Source organism: Flavobacterium magnesitis (genome assembly GCF_041729735.1).
GTDB lineage: Bacteria > Bacteroidota > Bacteroidia > Flavobacteriales > Flavobacteriaceae > Flavobacterium > Flavobacterium magnesitis.
This window is the reverse complement of the sequence record NZ_JBCFQK010000002.1, coordinates 156,031-181,518: the sequence shown is the minus strand read 5'-3', so window position 1 is coordinate 181,518 and position 25,488 is coordinate 156,031. Positions and strand designations below refer to the sequence as shown.

General features: G+C 34.7%; 16 protein-coding genes. 6 read left to right on the top strand and 10 right to left on the bottom strand.

Annotation, left to right across the window (positions count from 1 at the left end):
• Positions 1-251 precede the first annotated feature (251 nt).
• The 3 genes from AAGV33_RS02575 to AAGV33_RS02565 all read left to right on the top strand — a co-directional run bounded on the left by AAGV33_RS02575 (position 252) and on the right by AAGV33_RS02565 (position 3,243).
• Positions 252-968 (top strand): DsbA family oxidoreductase, encoded by a 717-nt coding sequence (locus tag AAGV33_RS02575; protein ID WP_373390356.1) that lies wholly within the window; start codon positions 252-254, stop codon positions 966-968.
• A 10-nt stretch (positions 969-978) separates the two neighbouring features.
• Positions 979-1,968 (top strand): Gfo/Idh/MocA family protein, encoded by a 990-nt coding sequence (locus AAGV33_RS02570; protein ID WP_373390355.1) that lies wholly within the window; start codon positions 979-981, stop codon positions 1,966-1,968.
• 405 nt (positions 1,969-2,373) lie between these two features.
• The gene (locus tag AAGV33_RS02565; RefSeq protein ID WP_373390353.1) at positions 2,374-3,243 is read left to right on the top strand and encodes an AraC family transcriptional regulator; all 870 of its coding nucleotides are present in this window, start codon (positions 2,374-2,376) and stop codon (positions 3,241-3,243) included.
• Between the two features lie 76 nt (positions 3,244-3,319).
• Here the strand turns inward: AAGV33_RS02565 and AAGV33_RS02560 are convergent, their stop codons facing one another.
• From AAGV33_RS02560 to AAGV33_RS02525, 8 genes are all read right to left on the bottom strand, one after another.
• A complete protein-coding gene (locus AAGV33_RS02560) occupies positions 3,320-4,831 on the bottom strand; it encodes a cellulase family glycosylhydrolase (protein ID WP_373390352.1) in 1,512 nt (503 codons plus the stop codon).
• Between the two features lie 37 nt (positions 4,832-4,868).
• A complete protein-coding gene (locus tag AAGV33_RS02555) occupies positions 4,869-7,106 on the bottom strand; it encodes a glycoside hydrolase family 3 C-terminal domain-containing protein (protein WP_373390351.1) in 2,238 nt (745 codons plus the stop codon).
• A gap of 113 nt (positions 7,107-7,219) precedes the next feature.
• Positions 7,220-9,223: a glycoside hydrolase family 97 protein gene (locus tag AAGV33_RS02550; RefSeq protein ID WP_373390349.1), complete on the bottom strand. Its 2,004-nt coding sequence runs from the start codon at positions 9,221-9,223 to the stop codon at positions 7,220-7,222.
• Between the two features lie 112 nt (positions 9,224-9,335).
• Positions 9,336-11,729: a glycoside hydrolase family 31 protein gene (locus AAGV33_RS02545; RefSeq protein WP_373390348.1), complete on the bottom strand. Its 2,394-nt coding sequence runs from the start codon at positions 11,727-11,729 to the stop codon at positions 9,336-9,338.
• Between the two features lie 16 nt (positions 11,730-11,745).
• Positions 11,746-14,229 carry a glycoside hydrolase family 2 TIM barrel-domain containing protein gene (locus tag AAGV33_RS02540; RefSeq protein ID WP_373390347.1) on the bottom strand — a complete coding sequence of 828 codons (2,484 nt, stop codon included), beginning with the start codon at positions 14,227-14,229 and terminating at the stop codon, positions 11,746-11,748.
• A 75-nt stretch (positions 14,230-14,304) separates the two neighbouring features.
• The gene (locus AAGV33_RS02535; protein ID WP_373390346.1) at positions 14,305-15,672 is read right to left on the bottom strand and encodes a hypothetical protein; all 1,368 of its coding nucleotides are present in this window, start codon (positions 15,670-15,672) and stop codon (positions 14,305-14,307) included.
• A 23-nt stretch (positions 15,673-15,695) separates the two neighbouring features.
• Complete coding sequence (locus AAGV33_RS02530; protein ID WP_373390345.1) at positions 15,696-17,270, bottom strand: RagB/SusD family nutrient uptake outer membrane protein; 1,575 nt, start codon at positions 17,268-17,270, stop codon at positions 15,696-15,698.
• A 12-nt stretch (positions 17,271-17,282) separates the two neighbouring features.
• Positions 17,283-20,384: a SusC/RagA family TonB-linked outer membrane protein gene (locus AAGV33_RS02525; protein WP_373390344.1), complete on the bottom strand. Its 3,102-nt coding sequence runs from the start codon at positions 20,382-20,384 to the stop codon at positions 17,283-17,285.
• A 356-nt stretch (positions 20,385-20,740) separates the two neighbouring features.
• Here AAGV33_RS02525 and AAGV33_RS02520 point away from each other — a divergent pair, with 356 nt between their 5' ends.
• Positions 20,741-21,460, top strand: a complete 720-nt coding sequence (locus AAGV33_RS02520; protein WP_373390342.1) for an NUDIX hydrolase — start codon at positions 20,741-20,743, stop codon at positions 21,458-21,460.
• Positions 21,461-21,466: 6 nt separating this feature from the next.
• Here the strand turns inward: AAGV33_RS02520 and AAGV33_RS02515 are convergent, their stop codons facing one another.
• Both AAGV33_RS02515 and AAGV33_RS02510 read right to left on the bottom strand, forming a co-directional pair.
• Complete coding sequence (locus AAGV33_RS02515; RefSeq protein ID WP_373390341.1) at positions 21,467-22,852, bottom strand: MFS transporter; 1,386 nt, start codon at positions 22,850-22,852, stop codon at positions 21,467-21,469.
• Positions 22,853-23,077: 225 nt separating this feature from the next.
• Positions 23,078-23,479, bottom strand: coding sequence for a hypothetical protein (locus tag AAGV33_RS02510; protein WP_373390340.1), 402 nt, complete (start codon positions 23,477-23,479; stop codon positions 23,078-23,080).
• Positions 23,480-23,765: 286 nt separating this feature from the next.
• Here AAGV33_RS02510 and AAGV33_RS02505 point away from each other — a divergent pair, with 286 nt between their 5' ends.
• Both AAGV33_RS02505 and AAGV33_RS02500 read left to right on the top strand, forming a co-directional pair.
• Positions 23,766-25,040, top strand: coding sequence for a Y-family DNA polymerase (locus AAGV33_RS02505; RefSeq protein ID WP_373390339.1), 1,275 nt, complete (start codon positions 23,766-23,768; stop codon positions 25,038-25,040).
• A complete protein-coding gene (locus tag AAGV33_RS02500) occupies positions 25,031-25,471 on the top strand; it encodes a LexA family protein (protein ID WP_373390338.1) in 441 nt (146 codons plus the stop codon). The genes AAGV33_RS02505 and AAGV33_RS02500 overlap by 10 nt, the downstream gene beginning before the upstream one ends.
• The last annotated feature ends 17 nt before the right edge of the window (positions 25,472-25,488 follow it).

The following is a 25,488-nucleotide window of genomic DNA, read 5'->3' as shown; positions in this document are numbered from 1 at the left end:
AAGTTTTTTCATCTAAAAAACTTTTAAAATCACCAAGTTCGCGAAGCTAAGTCAATACAACGCTTTGCGAACTTTGCTTTTATAAAAGCTAAGGATAAAAAACTTAGCGTTCTCTGCGGTAATTTTTTTCTCTCCATAGGTTTTCATGTTGATACATCTTTGCTAATAAAAGTATAAAATAGAAACAGTTACAAAAGCTTTTTGTTACATTTGTATATACAAACATAATCACTCTTTAATAAAGAATAAAGATGGAAAATAAACTTAAAATACAAATCTGGTCGGATATCATGTGTCCGTTCTGTTATATTGGAAAAAGAAGATTAGAAAATGCCATACATCAATTTGGACATCAGGATGCCATTGAAATTGAATGGAAGAGTTTTCAACTTGATCCAAACTTTGTAGCATCAGAAGACGATAACTTAACAGATCATCTTGCTGAAAAATATAGAAAAGATAGAGATTGGGCGATTGAGTCCTTAGAAAACATGACTCAAAATGCAGCCAACTCAGGATTAGAATTTCATTTTGAAAAAGCCGTTATGGCTAATTCATTTCATGCACATCGTTTATTGCATTTAGCCAAAGAGCATCAGCTAGGCAACGAGCTTAAAGAACTGCTCTTTAAAGCCTATTTAACAGACGGAGAAGACGTAAACAATAAAGAAACTTTAACTAAACTGGGAACACAAGTAGGACTTGATGCAAATGCTGTAGGCGAAGTATTAAATACTAACGCCTTTGCTGATAAAGTACAACACGACATACAAATGGCACAAAAGTTAGGAATTCAAGGCGTTCCGTTTTTTGTATTGGATAATAAATATGCTATTTCGGGTGCACAACACGAAGAAACCTTTGTGAAAACACTAGAAAAAGTTTGGGAAGAAGGGCAATTTGAATCAAAAATTACTATCTTGAACGCTCCAGATGCCGACAGTTGCGGTATTGATGGATGTAATTAAACGGACTAAAATGAGTGCTATCAATCAAGAGAAAATAATTCGATGGGGAATCATTGGATGTGGAAATGTAACCGAAAAAAAAAGTGGTCCTGCTTATCAAAAAACCGCAGGATTTGAAATTGTTGCTGTGATGCGAAGAGATGCCGAAAAAGCAGCTGATTATGCTAAAAGACACGGCATAAAAAAATACTATTCCGATGCGGATGCTCTTATCAACGATTCCGAAGTAGATGCAATTTATATTGCTACTCCACCCGATTCGCATAAATTATACGGATTAAAAGTAGCCCAAGCTGGAAAAATTTGTTGCATCGAAAAACCATTGGCGCCAAGCTATGAAGACAGCAAAGCCATTTCTGAAGCATTTGAAGCGAAAAACATTCCACTTTTTACCGCTTATTACAGACGATCCTTACCGAGATTTAAAAAAGTAAAAAAATGGCTCGAAACCAATAGTATTGGAGATATTAGACACATCAATTGGCATTTGAGCAAACCTGCTTCTGAACAAGATTTATCTGGTTTGTACAATTGGCGAACAGACTCTGAAGTTGCTAAAGGAGGCTATTTTGATGACTTAGCCAGTCATGGATTGGATTTATTTAATTACCTATTAGGAGACATCAAAGAAGTTTCAGGAATCAGTCTGAATCAACAAAATTTATATTCTGCTAAGGATGCTCTTGTTGCTTGTTGGCTGCATGAAAGCGGAATTACAGGAACAGGAAGTTGGAACTTTGGCACTGCAACCAGAGAAGACAAAGTAATTATATATGGAAGTCAGGGAACGATTGATTTTTCTGTTTTTAATGAAGATCCAATAGTACTTACAAATGAAAACGGCGTAGTTACGCTTACAATAGAGCATCCTGAAAACGTACAATTCAATCATGTGGGAGAAATGAAAGAACAGCTTTTCGGAACTGGAATTCATCCTTCAAATGGAAAAACAGCTACTCATACCAGTTGGGTGATGGATCGAATTATGGGAATTCTATAAAACAAAAAAAAGCCTCAGAACCACCTGAAGCTTTTTTTATTAACTACACAAACTAATTAATTACTAACTAATAGCAAATTTCTAACCATAGTTTATTTATCATAATCCGTGCCAAAAAAATAATTTTAAGATTTTTATTCAAAAAACATCAAAATTATTTTCAAATCATAACTTGTAAAAAATCGCTTAATGAAATTCTCACTAGAGATTTATTTTCATTAGCATGATGAATACTTCCTTTGAGCGGATGATTACAATCTAAGACTCATTTATAAAATACAATAACTGAAAATATTAATTCTGTATTTTGTATGCTATTTTACCTCATACTAAAACGCTGCAATTTAGTATAGTTAATATTACATATTTTTTGTTAATTTAGTGTAACCAACTAAAACCAACAAAATGAAATCAAACCTACCAACTCTTAAAATCATAGAACCTTCTTTTGGAAGTTCGTTCACATTAACCAAATATGACATTAATTACAATTCTCATTTTTGGCATTATCATCCAGAAATAGAATTGATTTATGTAAATGGTGGAGCAGGAAAACGCCAGGTAGGAAGTCATATTTCCTATTATACTAATGGCGATTTGACTTTAATAGGCAGTAATTTACCGCATTGTGGCTTTACCGATGAACTAACGGGAAATAAAAACGAAATTGTAATCCAAATGAGACCTGATTTCCTTGGAGAACATTTTTTTGAGATTCCTGAAATGCGAAATATTAAGGATTTATTACAACAAGCCAAATCAGGAATTACTTTTGGTGGAAAAACCAAAAGAAAGATTGGGAAGAAAATTGGAAAAATGGAAGACAAAACTCCATTTGAAAGATTATTAAGTATTATCGAAATCTTGAATGAATTAGAATTAGCCACCGAAGACGCTACGGTTCTAAACGCCGAAGGTTTCCGAATGGAAATGCACGTTCAGGACAATGAAAGAATCAATTCTATTTTTAATTATGTAAAAGACCATTTCAAAGAACCTATTCGTTTAGAAGACATTGCTAATAAAGTCAGCATGACCGTACCTTCTTTCTGCAGATATTTTAAAAAAATAACCCATAAAACCTTTACCAAATTCGTAAACGATTACAGATTGGTTCATGCTTGCAAATTATTAGCTGAAAAACCCATCAGCATAACGGCAATTGCTTTTGAAAGTGGTTTCAATAATTTTAGTCATTTTAATAAATCATTCAAAGAATTTACTGGAAAAAATGCTTCGGAATACAGATATGAATTAAAATCGTTTTTGGAATAAATCAATGATCATAAAAAAACACAGTTTGGACAAAAAACTATTTATCCAAACTGTGTTATAAGTATATTATTAATTTCTATTTCAATCCGTCCAGCAATGCATTTAATGCCTGAGCATCAAAAACAGTGTTATCGCTTCTTTTGAAAATTCCGAAACCATTATTTCCGGTACTTCCTTCATCCCAATAAAAAGGTAATAAACCATTAGCTTTAGCTTGTTTTACCACTGTTTTTAAATAATAGGCTCTTGAAGCTAAATGTAAAATCAAATCATCTCCCGTTAAAGTTGTTCTTCTGATTGCTCCAAATTCTCCCAATAAAACCGGAATCCCTTTATCGACAAATTGGGTTTTCATTAGTTTGAAATTTTTTTCCAAATCAGCTTCTTCTCCATAGGTTGCATTTCGCTCCACATCAGTTGTTGAATGAAAACCTGTTCCCCAATAATAAAACATTTTACCCCAGGATTCATCTTTGGTTAAACCCGCAAAAGTCCAAGGCCCATAATAATGAACTTCTACCATCATTCGATTCGTCACTGTATCTATAGGCAATATCGTCATCAATTCTTTTGTTTTTTCAATATCGGTAGTTGGGCCTTGAATCACTAATGTACGGTAAGCATTTTTTCCTCCTGTAGATCGAACGGCATCTATAAATGTTTGATGATAAGATGTTAAAACAGTCATTTGAGTTGCATCTTCAACATTAGGTTCATTTGCACTAGCAAACAGTAAATGTTCATCAAATTCTCTAAAATGGGTAGCAATTTGTTCCCAAAAAGCTTTTTGTTTAGCATTATTTGCCTCTTTCTGCTCTTCTGTAACATTGTTTTCTAACCAGCCGCCATCCCAATGGATATTAATTAAAACGTACATCTCATTATCAATACAATATTGTACTACCTCTTTTACCCGGTTTAACCAAACAGTACTAATTTCAGCTTTATTAGAGTTTGATAAATTTTGATTCCAAGAACACGGAATTCGGATTGCATTAAAACCATTGGCTTTTACTAAATCAATCAAAGCTTTAGTTGTCTTAGGATTACCCCAAGCGGTTTCCCCACCTGTAGCTTCCAGCGCATTTCCAATATTCCATCCCAATTTAATTTTAGCAGCCAATTGTACAGCAGTACTACTCATTCCTGAAGCATCAGCAGCAATAGGATTTACATTATAACTCGGAAACAATCCAGGAACCTCAACTTCTTTCGAAAGTTGAGAAACGGTGATTTTAACTTCTTCGGTATTATCTGCAATAATCGTCAAATTGGCTGTTCGAGTAACTCCAGTTGTGTTTTCTAATGCGGTAACTTGTATAATTGTTGCTCCTTTATAACCCAAAACCTTACTTACTTTAGCCCAGGAAGAGCCTGTGTTTGTTAAAGTCCAAGAATCAGCCGTGGTTTCAATAGTTACATTGGTTCCACCTCCTCCAGCATCAAGATCAATTTCAGCAACACTGGCGGTAAGCAAGTTCCCCATGGTTTCCTCTTTTTCTGACGAATCATTACTACAGGCAGTGAAAGCAAATAAAACAAAACTTACAACAACAAAAACCATATTTAATCTCATGTTTTTTTTCATTTTAAATATTTTAAAATTAGTACTGATTTTACTGGATTTATTGAACATTTACAGCAATATCTTGCATAATAGAGCGAGAAGAATTTCCAAGTTTCAAAGTATATTTCCCAGATTCTACAACCCATTTTTTAGAAGTTACATCATAATACGCTAATTCTTTAACTGGAATTTGGATACTTATTTTTTCTGAATTTCCTGCTTTAACCATTACTTTTTTAAAGCCTTTTAATTCCTGAGCAGCTCTTTCTACTTTAGAATTTGGTTTTGAAACATATACCTGAACTACTTCTTTACCATCCACTTTTCCTGTGTTTTTCACATCCAATGAAATTGAAATCGTTTCTTCTAAAGCATATTCCGTTTTATCCGTTTTCCCATTTTCGAAAGCAAAAGTTGTGTATGACAATCCATATCCAAATGGATAAAGAGGCTCTATTTTTTTGGTATCAAACCAACGATAACCCACCAAAATCCCTTCGGCATAGTTAACCACTTTATCACCAGGGAAACTATTGGTGGCGTGTGCAGGAGAATCTTTTAAGTTTACTGGCATGGTCCAAGGTAATTTTCCCGATGGATTTACTTTTCCTAATAATACGTCTGCCAAAGCATTTCCGCCTTCAGAACCATTAAACCAAGTCCAAACCAAAGCCGAAGTTTCTTTCTGTACTTGATTTAAATCAAAAGGAGCTCCGGCAACCATTACAATAATAGTTCTTGGATTAACCGCTACAACTTTCTTTATTAATTCTTCTTGTCCAAATGGCAAGTGTAAATCTCTTCTATCTGATGCTTCGGTTTCATAATCACGGTTGGAACCCGCAAAAACAATGGCAATATCTGAATTTTTAGCTGTCTCGATAGCTTCTTGTAATTTGGTTGGGTCTAATTGGTCGATTGTTACAGGACCTGTTGATGTAATATTTCCTAAATTCCCTTTGTTTTTTTCTTCATATCGTTCTAAATATCCTTCGGCATAATTGATTTTAATTGAACTTGGCAATCTATTTTTCAATCCGTCCAAAGGAGTAATTTCTCTTTTGGTTTTTACACCTGCACCAAATCCACCTAAAGCATTTTTCTTAGTGGCATTGTTTCCAATAACAGCAATAGATTTCACTCCGTCTAATTTTAATGGCAATGCATTGTTCTCATTTTTCAATAAAACAATCGATTCTGCTGCAATTTTATACGCATCTTGATAGTGTGCTTCTGTAGCCAAACTACCTTTTATACGCTCTTTTCCTCCCATTGCTTTTACTTGGAACAAAACTTTCAAAATTCTCTTTACGTGTTTGTCAATTTCTGTTTCAGAGATTTCTTTGTTCTTCGCTGCTCCGATTAATTTATCTGCTAAGTAAAATTCATTGAACGGTTTTGGAGTTCCCATTTCGATATCCAAACCACTTTTTAATGATTTTACTGTAGAATGAACCGCAGCCCAATCTGAAACTACAACTCCCTCAAATCCCCATTCATCACGAAGGATTTTGTTGAGCATATAATCGTTCTCACATAAATATTCGCCTCTGAATTTGTTGTAAGCTCCCATAATACTATATGCCTTCCCTTCTTTCACAGAAGCTTCAAAAGCAGGAAGATAAATTTCGCGAAGCGTACGTTCATCAATTTGAACATCAACAAAATCACGATTGGTTTCCTGATTATTAGCCGCGAAATGTTTTACACAAGCCATTACATCATTATCCTGCAAGCCAACAACCATTGGTACTGTTAATTTTTTATTTAAAAAAGGATCTTCCGTCATGTATTCATACGTTCTTCCTCCAAGTGGCGTTCTCACAATATTGATAGCTGGCGAAAGCAACATATCTTTATCTCTGGCACGTAATTCTTGGCCAACGCTATTCCCGAAAGTATAAGCCATTTCCTGATTAAAAGTAGCAGCCAAAGCACCCGCAGCAGGATAATAAGTAGCAAAATCATTTGTTAATCCCGCAGGAGCCCAGCTATCACGAGAAATTTCTTCACGAACTCCTAATGGTCCATCAGCCATTTTCAATTCAGGAATACCTAAGCGTTTTACGCCTCCGCTAGTAAACATACTATTACCATGCAGCATGCCTATTTTTTCCTCTAATGTCATTTGAGAAACCAGTTTATCAATCTCAGCGTCAAATTGATTTCCTATTTCTTTCCCTACGTATTCTTCTTTTTGTACGGAATTAGAACCAGTGTCTTTTACCGAATTTTTACAAGATGCAAATGCCAGAAATGCAAATGCAGCGGATAGACATATAATTTTATTTTTCATGCTAATAGATTTTTTAGTTTTAGTTTATTGTTGCGAATCTTCTCGCTAATAAGACCAATTGGTTTGTTTTTTTAAATCGAAGTAGACGCAACTTTTCTATCGCATCATTCAAATTACAATTTTTTGAATCGAATGGCAGTTCCACCAGCTCCTCCTAAATGCAATTGCATGGTATCTGAAGCTTTAACCGTTTTCTTAGAAATCGCTACTGATTCTGGATTATGTGTTTCATCAGTCCCTTCAGCATCAGCGTAAATCTGAGCTTCGTAAGTGGCATTAGGATCTAAGAATGATAATGAAACTTCTAAATCTCTGGCTTTTTCATTCGTCATACTTCCTAAATACCAATCGGCACTATTTTGATCTTTACGAACTGTAGTCAGGTATTCTCCAATTTCGGCATTCAATACCTTAGTATCAGCCCAATCTGTAGGGACATCTTTTAGAAACTGCATAGAAGGAACACCTACATAATTCTCAGGAAGATCGGCCAACATTTGGATTGGCGAATAATACACTACGTACATCGCCAATTGCTGTGCTGTAGTTCCGTGTACTCTTTTCCCGGGATAGCCTTGTTTGATTTCTACATCCAAAACTCCAGGCGTATATTCCATTGGTCCGGACAACATTCTTGTAAATGGTAAGATAACAGCATGATTTGGCGGGTTTCCTTCGCTCCAGGCATTGTATTCCTGACCACGAGCTGCTTCTCTGGCCAGCATATTTGGATAGGTTCTGCGTTCTCCCGTATCTTTTATTGGTTCGTGATAGAAGACTGCTAAATCATATTTGGCTGCTTTCTCTAAAACATATCTAAAGTAATTAACACCAAATTGTCCGTGATGCCATTCTTTCATATTTAATTTAGAACCTACGTGACCGATTTTCACTGTATGAATTCCTAATTTTTTGTATAAAGCAAAACCTTCATCAATCTGCTTTAAATAATTAATCAAATTAGATCCTGTTTCATGGTAACCAATAAGTTCTACACCTTTTTTGTTACCGTATTCCACGACTTTTTCTAAATCAAAGTTATCGGCACTTTTTGTAAAGCTAAACATGTGCATGTGGTTTTCATACCAGGCAGGTGTCCAGCCTTTGTTCCAGCCTTCAATCAATAGATGATGGAAACCTTCTTTTGCTGTAAAATCAATATATTCTTCAGCATTTTTGGTTGTTGCGCCTTGTTTGTCGCTTTCCCAGAAAGTATATTTTCCAATATGCATTCCCCACCAGATTCCGAAATATTTATATGGTTTTACATAAGATGGATTTCCCAGTTTATTCGGTTCATTTAAATTTAAAACTAAATACGAATCGATCAATTCTCCTGCATTTTCTCCAATTTGAATGGTTCTCCAGGAAGACGTAAAAGTGTCTTTTACACGAACTTTTATACCATCAGCCCACGGCACTAAATCAGATTTCAGTTGAGTTCCCGTAGTATTAACCAAAGTCATACTCGCAAAATCAATCAGGTTTGCTTCATGAAAACTCAATTTCAATCCGCTTTTATCCTCAATAGTCAATGGCGTGTGAACGGTATCTAAAGTACTTACCGGAGAATTTTCATATAAATATTCGTAGCGATTTTCACGATATGCCGGAATCCACCAGGCTTTTCCATCTTCTTTTAAGTTAAAAGTCGTTTTTTCATCCATAATGAAAATACTGTCTTTCACATTTTGCTTTGGATACACATATCGAAACGCTACTCCGTCATCAAACGCACGAAACTGAATCTCCAATTTGCGTTTGTTTTTACCTTTTTGCTGTAATTCAACTACCAATTGATTGTAGTTGTTTCTGATCTTTTTCTTTTCCCCCCAAACCTGTTCCCAGGTTTCATCAAATGAAGTGGTTTTTACATTTTTGATTTCAAAATCCGTACTTAAATTTTCATTTCCTTTTAATAAAAATCCCATGTCAGATGGTGTAATCACTTCCGTTTTTCCGTGTGAAACAGCATATTTAGGAGCATTTTTCACTAATTCGAATTTGATTTTATTCTGTCCGTTTGGCGAAGCCAGTTCGTAATCATTTTTGTTTTTCTGACTGTAGCCAAATGTTATTGAAAACAATATAGCTGGGAGAATTAGATAGTTTTTCATGTTTTTTTGGAATTATATTTTTTGCCCAGATTAAAAGAATTTTATTTTCACGCAGATTCTGCAGATCTGGCAGATTTTAATTTTTAATTTCTTTTAATCTATGGCTCATTTTTTATTTTGTCCACTCCGTTTTAAAAGTGGTTTTTGTACTTAAAGCATTTGGAGCAACTTCTACATTATTACCATTTTTAGTAACTGTAATTTCCTGAACATCATCTCCGTTTGGTAAAAACACTTTGGCTGTAGCCAAATTAGTTTTGTCGGTTGCAAATACTTTTAAGGTTAATGTACTCCAATCCATATCTTTTGTCGATTGCGCCAATGCAATATGAGGAATGGCAGTTCCATCTTTCACTAAAACGATAATTGGAATTTCTCCCGCTTTGATTTTATGCCATCCTCCTTCGTATACTTTTTTAGTCTGGTAGTCTATCCATGTTCCTGCCGGAAGATAAACATCTCTTTCTGTTACATCTTCAAACAAAGGTGCAACCAGCATGCTTGAGCCAAATAAATATTCGTTATCAACCAACCATGAACCGGCATCCTGAGGGTATTCTACAAACAAAGCACGCAACATAGGTAATCCTTTTTCTGAACTTTCCTTAGCCTGAGCATAGATATAGGGCATTAATTCATAACGCATATTATCAGCTCTTCTAAAGCTTTCCAAAAATTCTTTACTATACAGCCATGGTTCTGTTGGTGGCTCTCCGTGGCTTCTTACGTGAGATGTTAGCATCCCGAATGGTGTCCATCTGTTGTATAAATTCTCAGGTGACTTGGTCACAAATCCACCCACATCATGGCTCCAAAAACTAAAACCACTTAAACCTAATGACAATCCGCCACGTAATTCGGCAGACATTGCTCCGTCAGATGTTTCAGCATCCCCACCCCAATGCAAAGGGTAACGCTGAGATCCTGCCCAGGTACTTCTGGCCCAGATTAAAGTATATCCTTTTTCTTTCTGTGTAATTTCGGCAACCGCTTTATTATAACGAAGCGGGTATAAATTGTGTTCATAAAAACCTGTTCTTCCTGAATGATAAATTCCTTCAGCAGGAGCAGCTTCTCCAAAATCAACTTTGAATACACTTACCCCTTGGTCAAACAAATGTTTCAATTTAGCCTGATACCAGGAAACTGTTTCCGGGTTTGAGAAATCTAAAACTGCATCTTCATAAGGTAAGTTTCCTTTACGGTCTCTAACTGCTAGATTTTTATCCATGATTTCATTAAACAAGGTGTTTTTTGGAGTAAAATAAGGCAATTGCCACAAGCAAACCTGAAAGCCATCTTCTTTCATATCAGCCATCATTTTAACCGGATCACCAAAACGTGCTTTTGCAAATTCATAATTGTTTCTCCAATCCACATCAAACCAGCCTGTATCAAAATGGATTACATCTGTTGGAATTTTATATTTTCGTAGATTTTTAGCTACTTCACGACCTTCTTTTTCAGAGAAATAGGTAATACGACTCATCCAGAATCCGAAAGACCAAAGTGGCGGCATCGCAGCTTTTCCAGTAAGATTAGTGTATTCATCCAAAATATCTTTTGGTTCTCCAATAAAGAAAAACAAATCGGCTTCATCATCACCAATATACATTTCGTTAGCACTACCAAAATATTTTCCAAAATCAACAGTAATTGGAGTTGAATGATGCATAAAAACACCATACCCACGACTACTCATATAGAAAGGAATCGGTTTGTACATGGTTTCATTCTGAATACCATTTGCATCATCAGTCCATAAAACGACCTTTTGACCGCGTTTATTGAACTGCGTAAATGATTCCCCACAACCAAATATTTTTTCATCTGGTTCTAAGCTGAAAGCAGCTCCCATACTTCTGGAATAATCGCTGTTTCTTCGAACAAAAGAAAAGGGTAAAGCAGGTGTGTAGGAATTTTCAAAATCCGAATTATGCAAGGTGCTTGTTAGCAACTTTCCGTTTTCGTCATAAATTTTCACGTGCCAGGGTTTGGTTAAAATCTCCACTTTTCCGTGTTTGCTTATAAACTGATAACCTCCTTCAATTTTAGAAGATTTCCATAATTCAGGATGATTTGGAGCTACACCATCCACCAACATTAAAGATTCTTTTTGTGGACGAAATTGTGGTCCAGAAGTCATTTTGATACGCAAAGTACGATCGGACACAAACTGAATTTCAAACGGTAATTCTGGTTTGGCTGCATATTCCGTTGCAGGGAATTCATTCGCTGCAATGGTGTCTGGCTTCATTAACATATTATTAAATGCCTGACGTGTTTTATAATTATAGCGTAAATATTTTACGGTTCCTTTTCCTGTTTGAGGATCAAATTTTGTTAGCTCATCGGCAAAATAAAAAGTGTTGAGATAGTTCTCAAAATCTTTACTAATATCGATAGGTGCATTTAGTATCTCAGCGTTTTGAATTTGTGCCGACGCTTTTGGTGTCCACAACAAACCAACAAATAATGATAGTGATGCTAACTGTAACTTTTTCATTTTTTGAGTTTTTATTTTATTTAGTTGTAATAGTAATTGTTTTGGATTGTAGTCCTTTGGCATTAGCGGTTAACTCTAAATTATCCGCTTGATTTCCTGCTTGAATAACCACTAAACATTTTCCGCTTAACGCAGTATGTTTTGATCCTTTGTACGATTCGTGACTTACCGGATCACCGCTGCAAACTCCTACGATTTTTCCATTTCCTTTTAGCGAAAATGAAATTTCATTGTTTGCTGTTGGTACTAAAACATTTTTAGCATCCATTATATCAACTGTTATAAAAGACAAATCATTTCCATCGGCAGTAATGCTATTTCTGTCAGCAGTTAGTTTTAATAAAGCTGGATTTCCAGCGGTTTTGATTTCCTTTTCTAAAACTACTTTTCCATTTTTACGAGAAACAGCTTTTAGTGTTCCAGCTTGAAAAGGAATACGCCACATTACATGTAAATCATCGCCTTTTTTGCTACGAACTCCGACTGATTTTCCGTTAAGGAAAAGTTCAACTTCATCCGCATTATTGTAGTATGCCCAAACATCAACAGTTTGCCCGGCTTTCCAGTTCCAATGTGGAAAAATATGCAGAACAGTTTTGTCTGTCCATTCGCTTTGGTACATATAATAGACATCTTTTGGGAAACCGGCCAAATCAACAATTCCAAAGTACGAACTAATTGATGGCCATTCGTACGGAGTTGGTTCACCGATATAATCGAAACCAGTCCAGATGTACATTCCGGAAAGGAAATCATACTTTTTAATCACTTTCCATGTTGCTTCGTGGGTGGATCCCCAAGGCGTTTGAACCTGATCGTAAGCAGATACCGTATTATCAGGGTTTCCTTCTGTAAATTTAAGATCCCATCTTACTGGCCATTTTTTTATGGTATCCGAAACCGAGTCATAATAACCGCGGGTTTGCAAACCTGAAGTTGTTTCGGTTGCAATAAAAGGGGTATTGGGAAAGTTTTTTTGATGATGCTCATAGGTTTGATGGGCATAATTATATCCGATAAGATCCAAAACACCCGATTTTGCAATGGCATTAAACTGAACATTATTTTTCTCGAATTGTAAAGTTACGTCATCAATATTCATATTTACCGGTGGATTCATTGCGGCTGTAATCGGACGTGTTTTATCGTACTGACGTGTTATCGCCACTAATTCTTTGGCAATTGTAACTCCAGTTTCATTCCATTGTTCCGGGATTTCATTTCCAATGCTCCATATAAAAATACTAGGATGATTTCGGTCACGAAGCAATTGATCTACTAAATCTTTCTTGTGCCATTTGTCCCAGTCATTTCCGTAATCGTATTTGGTTTTGGTCTGCTTCCACATATCGAAAGCTTCATCCATAACAATGAACCCCATTTTATCGCATAAATCTAAAAGTTCTGGAGCAGGCGGATTGTGTGTGGTTCTAATTCCATTCACACCCATCTCTTTCATAATCTCTAATTGACGTTCGATAGCGCGCGTATTAATTGCAGCACCAAGCGGACCTAAATCGTGATGCAGGCAAACTCCTTTTATTTTTACCTGTTTTCCGTTTAAAATAAATCCTTTCTCAGTATCAAATTTAAAATCCCTGATTCCGAAATTGGTTTTGTATTGATCGATGATTTTATTGTCAAGCGAAATTTCTGTAACAGCTGTGTACAATTCTGGAGTTTCCACTGACCATAAAATTGGGGTTTCCACTTCAGTATTTTGTTTTATGGTTTGATTCGAATTTCCTCCAATAGTTATATCTTGAGTAACCGAAGTTACTTTAGTATCTTCTTTAAAAATTGTTGTTGTAACTGTTGCCTTTTTAGAAGCAGCATATTGATTTTTAATTCTTATTTCAATTTCTACTGAAGCTTTTTCGGCAGAAACTTTTGGAGTCGTAATATACGTTCCCCATTGTGCTACGTGTAATTTATCGGTAGTTTCTAACCAGACATTTCTAAAAATTCCTGATCCAGAATACCAGCGTGAATTGGGTTGTTTTGAATTGTCAACCTTTACAATTATTTCGTTGTTGTTTTCTCCATATTTTAAATACGGAGTCATATCATATTGAAAACCGATATATCCGTTGGGGCGTTTTCCTAAATAATGTCCGTTTATCCAAACTTCACTGTTTTTGTAAACACCATCAAAAATGATTGATGTTATTTTTGTGCTGTCTTCTACAGCCACTTTGAATGTTTTTTTGTACCAACCTAGACCGCCATTTAAGGCTCCGCCTCCATATCCTGCGGGACTTTTTTTATCAAATTTTCCTTCAATACTCCAATCATGAGGAACGTTTAAAGTTCTCCATTGAGTTGCAGTTCCAATGGTATCATTATCTTTTATACTATCATTCAGGTAAAAACTCCAATCTGAATTGAAAGAAACTTTTCGATCATTGAATTTTTGATCACGTGATGTTTCGCATGCTAACATTAAAAGAAAACAGACAAACAGTAATGTTATTTTTTGATATGAAGTTAGTTGAGACATAGAATGATTTTTAAAACAACCTAGAAATAGTAAAACTACTTCTAGGTTATTTATAAACTTAGTTAATTTATCACTTTAAGGAATAATGTAATGGAAAACAAACCATTCTTCCTTACTAGCATCGTATGAAGTTCCAAACCAAATCCCTTTTTGAAGATAATCAGTATTAAAAGCTTTCACAACTTTAATCACATTTGTAGTTGGATTCATCCAGCTATCTCCACTATGAAGTAGTGTTTCACTTCCTAAATTAATTTCACTTGTTTCTGTATTTATGGTGAAAATTCCAGAAGTCACCACACCATTTTGACTTCGGGTATAATTCAATTTTCCTCCCCATTGATCAAAACGAATCCATGAATTATTTGCAACGGCTGTCCAATCGTCATTCCATCCCCAATTGTAAGAACTGGAAGCATCAGTAGTCCAACCTTTTCCTTTTCCAATCCAGTCGATAGGATTACCTTTTCCATCTAAATTCCAAACTCTTCCTGCACCTGTTCCACCAGTTAGCATAGTCAACAATTCTCCTGGAGCAAAAGTCGGATTGAAACCTTCGTCATAAACAGGAGCTGTAACTGGAGGAACATAATTATCTGCATATTCTTTAGAAACAAAGTTCCATATATACCACCATGGGCCTTCGCTATTAGTTCTCATTATGGCAATTCTAAGCTGGTTTTCAGTAAGAGTTAATACTTTTATTTCATTATTCCAGTTATTTGCATTAGCAATATAGTTATCTGGTCTTAATATAGTTGCTCCCGTAGTAGTTAAAGTATGCGCATTAATATCTAAGAAATAGTTTCCATTTTCAATAGTAGTTCCATTTGTTTCATGGATAGTCATAAAAGGCCCTCCATCAAGGCTAAATGTCATGTATCTACCCCAATGCATATCAGCATCTGTACTGGAAATAGCATTTCCTTCAGGTTCCCAGTTTGGAGTAAAGTTACCCCATTCTACCACTGAACTTGGATCTGCAAAAGACATTGCACCTGGTGCCATACCATACCTACCATTATCAAGCACCCATGATTTTTTTTCGCCCACTCCTCCTGACAATGCTGTCCAAAGAGGATCATTAACATAATTCAAATTATCGTCTGTAACGCTAATTGTTACTGGATCTAGTTCTACAATTCCACCACCAGTTACCGCAGAAATTTTTATGGTGTAATCTCCTTTAAAAGCATATTTCACGGTTTGCGAAGCTTTGCTTGATTTGCCTGTTACGTAATCCCAAGTAAGCACCACACCAGGTGTTTTATTGGTCATTATTACTGTATTTCCTCCGGAATCTGCTGAAAAATCCTGAACAATATCATATTGAATATCTGATTTATCAGTTACTGCGTCTAAAGAATAGGTGTCAGGTGAACACGATGATACTAGCATTGCTAACATCAAAAATGACGTCATTAATAATTTTATATTTTTCATTTTTCTTTCAATTTTAGTTAAAATTACCAACCAGCATTTTGTTTTAATACATTATTAGACAATGTAATCTGAGTATTAGGAATTTGCTGTAATCCTTTTGTAGCCTGAATTTTAGCTGCCTGAATGGTTTTTGTTCCTGCCACACCTCCGTTTAATAAAGTAGTAGTTTCAGCAATTGTTGAAGAAGCGGTACCAATACCCTGACGTAATAAATCCCAATATCTAACGCCTTCAAGAGCAAATTCTAAATGTCTTTCTTTTAAAATATTATCCTTATTTACTGGTAAAGAGGTAAAATTCTCTTTGTAAGCTCTTCTTCTTACATCATCAAAATAAGTCTGAGCATTTCCACTTTCTAATTCGGCAGCCATTAATAAAACATCAGCATATCTTATAACCACATAATCTTGAAATTGACTGATATCCCAAAATTGACTACCTAAAGTAAGTGGTAAATCCACTCCATCTACGTCAACCATTGGCGTGTATTTTTTGTTGTAATATCCTGTATATTCTCTTTGGCTGTTTATTTTTTCAAAATCAATGTTTTCTTCATCAATTCCAATCATCGTTGCCACTCGTCTTGTATCATTCGCATTGTAAGCATCCCATAATTTTGAATTTACAGTCACTCCCCATCCGCGTCCGTAAGGATAAGATGAAAACTCTCTCATTCCGAACATAACCAACCAATGATTTCCATCGGTATTGCCATCATAATCACTAGTATAAGTGTATTTTATTGAGAATACAATTTCTTTATTACTTTCTCCCGCATACGCTTCTACCGAAGCAGCTGGCCATAAAGTGGCAAAATCATCCACTAAGCCATGTCCACTAGATGAAATAACATCTTCCAGGTGTCCTAAAGCTTGTGCTTTGTTTACTACTCCTACTAAATCAGTTGCACCGTAATATCCAGTATAATACAAATAAACACGTGCTAATAATGATTTGGCAGCCCATTTTGTAATACGTCCACTGTTTGTAGAAGTGTATCCTGCTGATGGTAAATTATTCGAAGCAAACACTAAATCTTCGGCTATTACTTTATAAACCTCAACGGGATCGGCTTGCGGAATATTTTCAGAAGAAGCCTCTGTTAATAACGGAATATTTCCCCACAAACGCACCATTTCGAAATACAAATAGGCTCTGATAAACTTAGTTTCTGATTCGTATGTATTTCTTAAAACGGTATCATCTTTCCAATCAATTTGATCCATTTTAGACAAGAAAATATTGCAACGATAAAGCGCTTTATAATAAGCAATCCAATTTCCATTTAGCAAATCAACATCCGCAGGAGAACGACTTATATCAAACTCATCAATGGCTGCATAATTATATCCATCTGAATTACCTGTTCCACCAAAACAATTGTCTGACATTACTTCGCTTATTACAGGAACTCCTAAACCAGCTGCTCCGGTAGCTACTTGCAAACCGTCATAACAACCTACTAATGCTGAATAAGCATCTTCTGTAGTTTTGTAAAAATTTGTGTCTGTTTGTTGTACCAAAGGTTCTGTATCCAAACTACAAGAACCTAGAGACAATAAACTCAAACAGAAAATATATAAATAGGTATTTTTCATAATTTTTATTTATTAAAGTTTAACATTTAATCCTAACATGTAGGTTCTTGGTCTTGGGTAGTACCCTACATCAACACCTGTTGAAAATTTTTGATCATCATTTGAAGAACCAAATCCAATTTCAGGATCCATACCATTGTATTTTGTAAAAGTGTAAAGATTTAATACTGAAAAGTAAAGTCGGAACTGGCTTGCAAAAAATGGTTTAGACGGATTTAATTTTGCAAAATCAAATCCTAAAGTCACAGTATTAATCCTTAAGAAATCGCCATCCTGAACGTATAAATCTGAAAATTGGGTAAAGTTTCTATTGTCTTCTGTAACCTTAGGCATCGTGTTTGAAGAACCTTCGCCATGCCAGCGGTTTAATATTGCTGATGTATAGTTGCCATAAGCTCCCGATTGATTTCTATAAGATTGTACAATTTGGTTTCCAGCTACACCATTTGCCATCACGATAAAATCAAAGGCTTTATAATTTGCTGATAAAGAAAATCCAAAAGTAAAATCTGGATTAGGATCACCAATTTTTGTTTTATCAAAAGCATCTATTTTATCATCGCCGTTAGTATTTACATAAATAAGATCTCCTGGAGTGGCATTAGGCTGTAATACTACACCAGCTTCTGATTTATAATTATCAATTTGTTCCTGATTTTGAAAAACACCTCCTGTTTTATATCCCCAAAAGTAACCTAATGGAAATCCGTTTTGTGCTCTGTAAAATTCGCCTGCATTGTCATAAAGCTCATTGCTTAAGCCATTAATAATACCACTACCGTTAGGAATTTCTCCCACTTTGTTATTATTATAAGCTCCGTTTGCGCTAATACTATAATTAAAATCACCAATGTTATTTTGATAATTTAGACTTAATTCTGCTCCTTTATTCACTACATCTCCTCCATTAATAAAAGGGGCATCAGCTCCGGCTGTAGCTAATATGGGCGCTAGAATTATCCAGTCTTTGTTTGTTTTTTGGTAAACATCAAAAGTAACACTCAAGGCATTGTTTAAGAATCTGGCATCTAAGCCAAGGTTAATTTGTTCTGAAGTTTCCCATTTTAAACCAAGATTTGATAATCTGTCTGGATATGCACCAGGGGTAAGAACTCCTTCAGTATCTCCAAAATTATAGTTAGTGTAATTTGTTTTTATTGGTGATAGGTATTGGAAAGCTCTTGCGTTTTGATTCCCAACCTGTCCCCAACTGGCTCTCAATTTAAGAAAACTTACTGCTTGAGAATCTTTCAGGAATTCTTCATTCGATACAACCCAACCTCCAGATACTGATGGGAAATAACCCCATTGATTATCATTCGAAAAAATAGAAGATCCATCCATTCTAAAAGTAGCGTTGATCAAATAAGTTTCTTTATAATTATAATTTAACCTTCCAAAATAAGACATTCTTTTAGTCACTTCTTTACTACCGTTAAGTCCTATTCTTGCACCATCTGAATTAGTTGTGTTGTCTAACCAGGCATGTTCTAAATCTTTGTATGTCACATCTGCATTACTTGCTTGTATCGAAGTACCGTCAAAATTAATTGAAGACGTACCTAACATCATTTCAAAATGATTGTTCTCAGTCGCATCAAATTTGTAAGTCAATAAATTATCCCAAGTAAGCGTTTTCCCCTTGTTCATGTTTTGAGAAACCTGATCAAAAGCCCTATTGGCATAAATGGACAACTGGTATTTTGGAGTATATGAATGACCTTCGCCAGCATAATAATCAAGACCCAAAGTAGTTTTTAATGTCAGGTTTTTGATAGGTTCAATTTGTAAATAAACATTCCCTAATAGCTTTTGATTATTACTTGCATTTTGATTGTTATACTCCATCAATGCATAAGGATTTGCTACACCTGACAACCAAGGTTCACTATTATTTGTAGTATCATAGTAATTTCCATCGGCATCATACATGGGTAATAATGGAGTTACCTGAAAAGCACTTCGCAAGGAGTTGTTGTATTGATTCCCAACGCCAATTCCGTTTTTATTAATATAAGCAAAGCTCAAATTTTGTCCTAATGTAACAACCTCTTTGTATAATTTATGCTCAGAATTAAATCTAAAATTATAACGCTCATAATTAGATAAATCTTTTCCTCCTACAACTCCTTCTTGTCCTAAATAAGACAAAGACGTAGAATAAACCGAATTTTCTGAACCACCTGATGCGCCAAATGAGATGTTTTTAGTAGCAGCATTATCTGTCAACATTTTATCCATCCAGTTAGTTCCTTTACCTAATCCTGCAATTTGAGCATTAGTAAAATAAGGATTTCTACCTGAGTTCATTGCTGCTTCATTTAAAATAACGGCATATTCTGTAGCGTCTAGCATATCCACCTTTCTAGCTACTGATTGCACACCGTAATATTGATCGAAAGTGATTTTCCCAACAGAATTTCGTTTTCCTTTTTTGGTTGTTACTAAAACCACTCCGTTTGAAGCTTGCGAGCCATAAATAGCGGCAGAAGCGGCATCTTTTAAAACAGAAATAGATTCAATATCTGAATTGTTCAAATAAGAGATATCACCCGTAAGGATTCCATCTACCACATAAAGTGGACTACTGCCCGAAGTAGATCCTATACCTCTAATTACTACATTTAAACCCTCGCCTGGTTGTCCTGATGTAGACGTAATTTGAAGTCCAGCGGCTTGTCCTTGCAGCGCCTGAAGTGCATTTACAGTATTGGTTCTAGTAAGATTATCTCCACTAACTTGGGTAATAGCACTTGTTACAGTTGTTCTTTTTTGAGTCCCATATCCTATTACAACCACTTCTTTTAAATCTGCTGCTTCCGATTGCAAGACAACATTTATTGTTTTTTGAGTTCCTACTGTTACAGATTGTGTTTTGAATCCAATGAAACTAAATTTTAAAATAGCTCCAGCTGTAGCATTAATGGTGAACTTTCCATCAAAATCCGTAGAAGTCGCATTTTGTGTTCCTTCTACAAAAACATTTGCTCCTGGAACACTCATACCATCACTAGCTGAGGTGACTGTCCCTGTTACAGTTTGTGATTGCCCCTGAGCAAACCCATTCTGTATTGCGAACACGCTAAACAGAAGCAACCATAAATAGGGTAACATTGTTTTAGTAATACAATATTTTCTTTTCATAATAATTTAAGAATTGGTTAGTATTTTAGTTAATTGCTTTTTTTTACATTCTTGATTCACTTGTTCTCTTCTATCCTCTTTTAAAATTTATTTTCAAATCAGAAAACATTTTTTATCTAAAACGAACAGCCTTAATGAGTCAAAAATCATCTTATGGTTATTTTGACTACAAGTGTATGACATTTTTTTTACATTAACAAAATTTTATGTAATTAAAAATAGTATGTATAATTAAAATAGCTTATTTATACACATTTAGTAAATATTAAAAACAGAAACAGAGATATTATATATATTTTATTATTTTCGTAAAATATTATTATCTTATGAAAGGTGAAAAAAATGATACAGAATCTACATCTATAGTTGAAGGATCAGCTATTGATGATATCTCTATTGACTGTGTTATATTTGGTTTTAATGATGGAATTCTCGAAGTGCTTTTAGTACAGCACGGAGAAGGAGATAGTAAAGGCGAATGGGGACTTCCTGGAGGATGGATAAAAAAAGATGAGAGCATAGATAATGCTGCCAGTCGCTTGTTAGAAGAACTTACAGGTTTAGACAATGTATTTTTGGAACAACTAAAAGTTTTTGGAGACCCCAATCGAGTTTCCTTTAGAAGGGTTCTTACTATTGGTTATTATGCTTTAATAAAAAGAGAAGAAGATAAACTAAAAGCCAGTTTAGTATTAACTGATGCCAAATGGTTTAAGATTAAAAACATACCCAATTTAATTTTTGACCACAACGAGATTATTGATTATAGTCTAAAACATTTGCGTAATAGAGTACGTCAAGCACCTATTGGTTTCAATCTTTTGCCTGAAAAATTTACATTGTTACAGCTAATGAAACTGTATGAAGAAATTTTAGACATCGAAATGGATAAGTCTAATTTTAGAAGAAAAATATTGCACATGAAATTACTAAAACCCTTAGACGAAAGACAAAAAGATGTTTCGCATAGAGCGGCTAAATTATACCAATTTGATCAGGAAATCTATGACATATTAACTCAAAAAGGATTTAATTTTGAATTTTAATGCGCTTTAAGAAGCTAATCTTCGACTAGCCAGTTGGTCTTCTATAATTTGTAATCTTTTCTCATCCAGAGGATAAAATAAAATACACAATAACGCAATAATAGCCGCTATTGCTGGAAGAATACTCATCATTAATAAAATGCCATTTTGGGCTAATAAACTCTGAGCTACATTGGCTTTAAAGCCATAATATCCTAAAAGCCAACCTGTGCCTGCACCACCAATAGTCCATCCTATTTTTTGCGACATGGAAGATGCCGAAAATATAAGTCCTGTGGCACGGCGTCCTGTTTTCCATTCCGAATAATCAGCACTATCAGCATACATGGACCAAATTAAAGGAAAAATACAACCTGCACAAATACTAATCACTACTTGAAAAATCATAATTAGTAACACATCATTTTTCTCAAAAAAGTAAAACAAAACACTTAAAATAGCTATTATAAATGTAGCTATCATAAAAGTATTTTTCTTGCCTATTTTGTTAGCAATAGGTGTAGCAATAACAACCCCTATAAGATTTGCCGCTTGTCCTAAAACTAGATAAAGCGTAGTAGGAGTCATAACAAAATGCTCAGAAAACAGGGTAAATGTATAACTTTCATTACCGCCAATAAAATATTTAAAATAATAAACGGCTGAACCATCCCGTATGGAATTGAATATTAAAGTACCAATTCCAGCTCCAAGTAAAATCCACAAAGGTTTGTTTTTCCAAAGATCTTTTAAATCTTCTTTTAAATTCACTTTTTGCTCAATTGGTTTAATTCTTTCGTTAGTCAATAAAAAAGAAAGCCAAAAACAAATGGTTGTAATAACACCAAAAAAGATCATCATGCCAAGCCATCCCAATTCTGATTTTAAACTTCCGCCAAAATGATTCACCAAAGGTTCTATGAGCCACAATGCAAACAAACTTCCGCCAAAAGCAAAAAACATTCTATAAGATGACAGGATATTACGCTCTTTTCTATCAGAAGAAAGTACGCCTAAAAGAGAGGCATACGGAACATTAATCAATGAATAAATCATCATCATTAATGAATAAGTGATGTAGGCATAAATGACTTTTCCTTTTTCATCAAAATCCGGAGTATAAAATGTTAGCACTCCAATTATCCCAAACGGAACAGCTACCCAAAGTAGATAAGGTCTAAATTTGCCCCAACGGGTTTTAGTTCTATCAGCAATAATTCCGACTATAATATCAAAAAAAGAATCCCAAACTCTAGTTATTAAGAACATTGTCCCCACTACAGCAGGTGCTAAACCATAAACATCCGTATAAAAAAACATAAGATACACGCTAAAAATCTTCCAAAATATTGAAGAAGCGGCATCTCCTAAGCCGTAACCAACTTTTTCTTTAAAGCTAATTTTATTTTGCATGGATTTTTTTTGAAGCTTAAATAGCTAGTTATAAAACAATACAAGAATAATAAAATAAAAGACAATACTTACACATGATACTATTTTTTATTAAGTTCACTTATACTATTCGCTTTAAAATAATAGGTGAAATAGAAATTAATCTGCATTTCTAAAAAACAAAAAACTATTGAACAAAAAAAAGACCCCTAAAAAGGAGTCTCTTTAACTACTAACCAATCTTAATTATTTAACCGCAACCGTTTTATAAACTTCTGAATAAGGATCTGACATGATAGTTGCAGTTTCATTCACTACAAGAACCTCATATTTCATAACCTTAGTATTAGACTCCGCTACTATGTGATAAACTCCATCAGCTAGAGGATTAAAATCATAAGTTTTAACAATTTTTTCCTCTTTTTTAAGTGGATTCAGATTCAACGTATACACTTTCTCTGTATGTAACAATTTATCATTAGCATCATAAATAGATACATTAGCTTTATTTACATCATTTAGAGCAAAAGTTACCATCTTTTTTGGACTAGCTTTTTCATTCTTAAAAAATTTAACGCCAGTTGCACGAGTATTCATAGCGATTAGAACAACTACCAATACGAAACTTAGTTTTAAAATCTTTTTCATAATTCGAAATTTTAGATTTATACTTCTTTTAACTGAGACAAAGATAGTGTGGCAATACAGAATTAAACTACAGTGGTTTTTCATATTTCTATGCTATATTACCTTTTACGAAAACGTTTTAGTTGAAATATGACAATACAGAACAGTTAATAGGTAAAATAACATAGTTTTTGACTGTAAACACAATTTTCTTATTATTTCAAAAAATGAAAATTGCCATCAAAATACCTAAAAAATTAACTTTAGAACAGGATTTGGCAACCACTCTATTGCGTAATTTTGTACCATGTATGCTTTAGTCGATTGTAATAATTTCTATGCTTCTTGCGAACGTGTTTTCCAACCGGAACTCAACGGAAAAGCTGTTGCGATTTTATCTAACAATGATGGCTGTGTGATTTCCAGAAGTTATGAAGCCAAAGCAGCCGGAATTCCAATGGGCGCTCCGGCATTTCAAATTAAAGATTTGGTAAAAGAAAAAAACGTAAAACTTTTTTCTTCTAATTATGCTCTTTATGGCGATTTGAGTCAGCGCGTAATGCAAATTCTAAATCAGTTTACGCCTAATATAGAAATTTATAGCATTGACGAAGCCTTTCTAAACTTCGACGGTTTAACAATTCCAGATTACCATGATTATGGTCTCCAGATGAAAAATAGGGTTCGAAAATGGATTGGAATTCCAATCTGTATTGGATTTGCCGAAACCAAAGCCTTATCGAAAGTAGCCAATAAAATTGCTAAAGAATTCCAGAACAGAACCCAAGGTGTTTATGTTATTGACTCCGAAGAAAAACGCATCAAAGCGTTAAAATGGACTAAAATTGAAGATGTTTGGGGCATTGGTTACCGAATGCGTAAAAAAGCAAAGTTAAGAAACATCAATACTGCCCTAGATTTCACACAGCCACAACACGAAGCCTGGATAAAACGAGAAATGGGTGTTATTGGTCTTCGTTTAAAAGCAGAATTAGAAGGAAAATCCGTTTTAGATTTAGAACCTATTGCAGTACAAAAGAAAAGCATTGCCATTACCCGAAGTTTCCCTAAACAAATCTCCGATTTTGATTTACTTCGGGAACGTATCGCTACTTTTGCCGCCGTTTGCGCCGAGAAATTACGCAAACAACAATCCTGTTGCCATACAATAATAGTGATGCTCGTGATTGACAAACACACCGTAAAAACATCCAAATACTATTTTAATAGTGCCATTACATTGCCGTATGGAACTAATTCGACTTTAACAATTTCGAATGCGGCTATTGAACTATTTAAAAAATTGTATCAAGGCAACGAACATTTGAAATTTAAAAAAGCAGGTGTAATTGTTAGCGAACTTATTGGCGAAAACCAAAAACAATTGCAATTATTCGAAGAAGAAAACCCGAAACATTTGGCTCTGATGAAAGTAATGGATCAACTCAATACGAAGATTGGCGATACCAAAGTAAAATTGGCAACCCAAAATTTAAAACTTACCTGGGATATGAATCAGAAACTTTTATCTAAAAAATATACGACTAAATTTAAAGAGATTCTCGAAATAAAATGCGAATGAAAAAAGACCAAAAACTCAGCTTCTATAAACCCGATTATGAAAGTGAATTACAAATTCCTTTTATTCCAGATGGTGTTTCGGCAGGATTTCCTTCTCCTGCAGCTGATTTTATGGAGAACAATATCGATTTAAATAAAGAATTAAGCGAAAATCCTCTGGCTACCTTTTATATCAAAGTAAAAGGAAATTCGATGATTGATGCTGGTATCAACGACAAAGACGTACTTATTGTAGACCGAAGTATTGAACCGCAGGACAACAAAATTGCTATTTGTTTTATCGATGGAGAATTCACCGTAAAACGCATTAAATTACAAAAAGACTGTCTCTACCTGATGCCCGAAAACAGCAACTACACTCCCATAAAAGTAACCGAAGAAAATGAACTCATCATTTGGGGAATTGTAACCTATGTGATAAAAAAAATGTGAAATCCTCTCCCCAACCT

Bases quoted from the DNA above. Each gene is read 5' to 3' on its own strand.
- AAGV33_RS02575 (WP_373390356.1), top strand. From the start codon at position 252: ATGGAAAATAAACTTAAAATACAAATCTGGTCGGATATCATGTGTCCG.
- AAGV33_RS02570 (WP_373390355.1), top strand. From the start codon at position 979: ATGAGTGCTATCAATCAAGAGAAAATAATTCGATGGGGAATCATTGGA.
- AAGV33_RS02565 (WP_373390353.1), top strand. From the start codon at position 2,374: ATGAAATCAAACCTACCAACTCTTAAAATCATAGAACCTTCTTTTGGA.
- AAGV33_RS02560 (WP_373390352.1), bottom strand. From the start codon at position 4,831: ATGAAAAAAAACATGAGATTAAATATGGTTTTTGTTGTTGTAAGTTTT.
- AAGV33_RS02555 (WP_373390351.1), bottom strand. From the start codon at position 7,106: ATGAAAAATAAAATTATATGTCTATCCGCTGCATTTGCATTTCTGGCA.
- AAGV33_RS02550 (WP_373390349.1), bottom strand. From the start codon at position 9,223: ATGAAAAACTATCTAATTCTCCCAGCTATATTGTTTTCAATAACATTT.
- AAGV33_RS02545 (WP_373390348.1), bottom strand. From the start codon at position 11,729: ATGAAAAAGTTACAGTTAGCATCACTATCATTATTTGTTGGTTTGTTG.
- AAGV33_RS02540 (WP_373390347.1), bottom strand. From the start codon at position 14,229: ATGTCTCAACTAACTTCATATCAAAAAATAACATTACTGTTTGTCTGT.
- AAGV33_RS02535 (WP_373390346.1), bottom strand. From the start codon at position 15,672: ATGAAAAATATAAAATTATTAATGACGTCATTTTTGATGTTAGCAATG.
- AAGV33_RS02530 (WP_373390345.1), bottom strand. From the start codon at position 17,270: ATGAAAAATACCTATTTATATATTTTCTGTTTGAGTTTATTGTCTCTA.
- AAGV33_RS02525 (WP_373390344.1), bottom strand. From the start codon at position 20,384: ATGTTACCCTATTTATGGTTGCTTCTGTTTAGCGTGTTCGCAATACAG.
- AAGV33_RS02520 (WP_373390342.1), top strand. From the start codon at position 20,741: ATGAAAGGTGAAAAAAATGATACAGAATCTACATCTATAGTTGAAGGA.
- AAGV33_RS02515 (WP_373390341.1), bottom strand. From the start codon at position 22,852: ATGCAAAATAAAATTAGCTTTAAAGAAAAAGTTGGTTACGGCTTAGGA.
- AAGV33_RS02510 (WP_373390340.1), bottom strand. From the start codon at position 23,479: ATGAAAAAGATTTTAAAACTAAGTTTCGTATTGGTAGTTGTTCTAATC.
- AAGV33_RS02505 (WP_373390339.1), top strand. From the start codon at position 23,766: ATGTATGCTTTAGTCGATTGTAATAATTTCTATGCTTCTTGCGAACGT.
- AAGV33_RS02500 (WP_373390338.1), top strand. From the start codon at position 25,031: ATGCGAATGAAAAAAGACCAAAAACTCAGCTTCTATAAACCCGATTAT.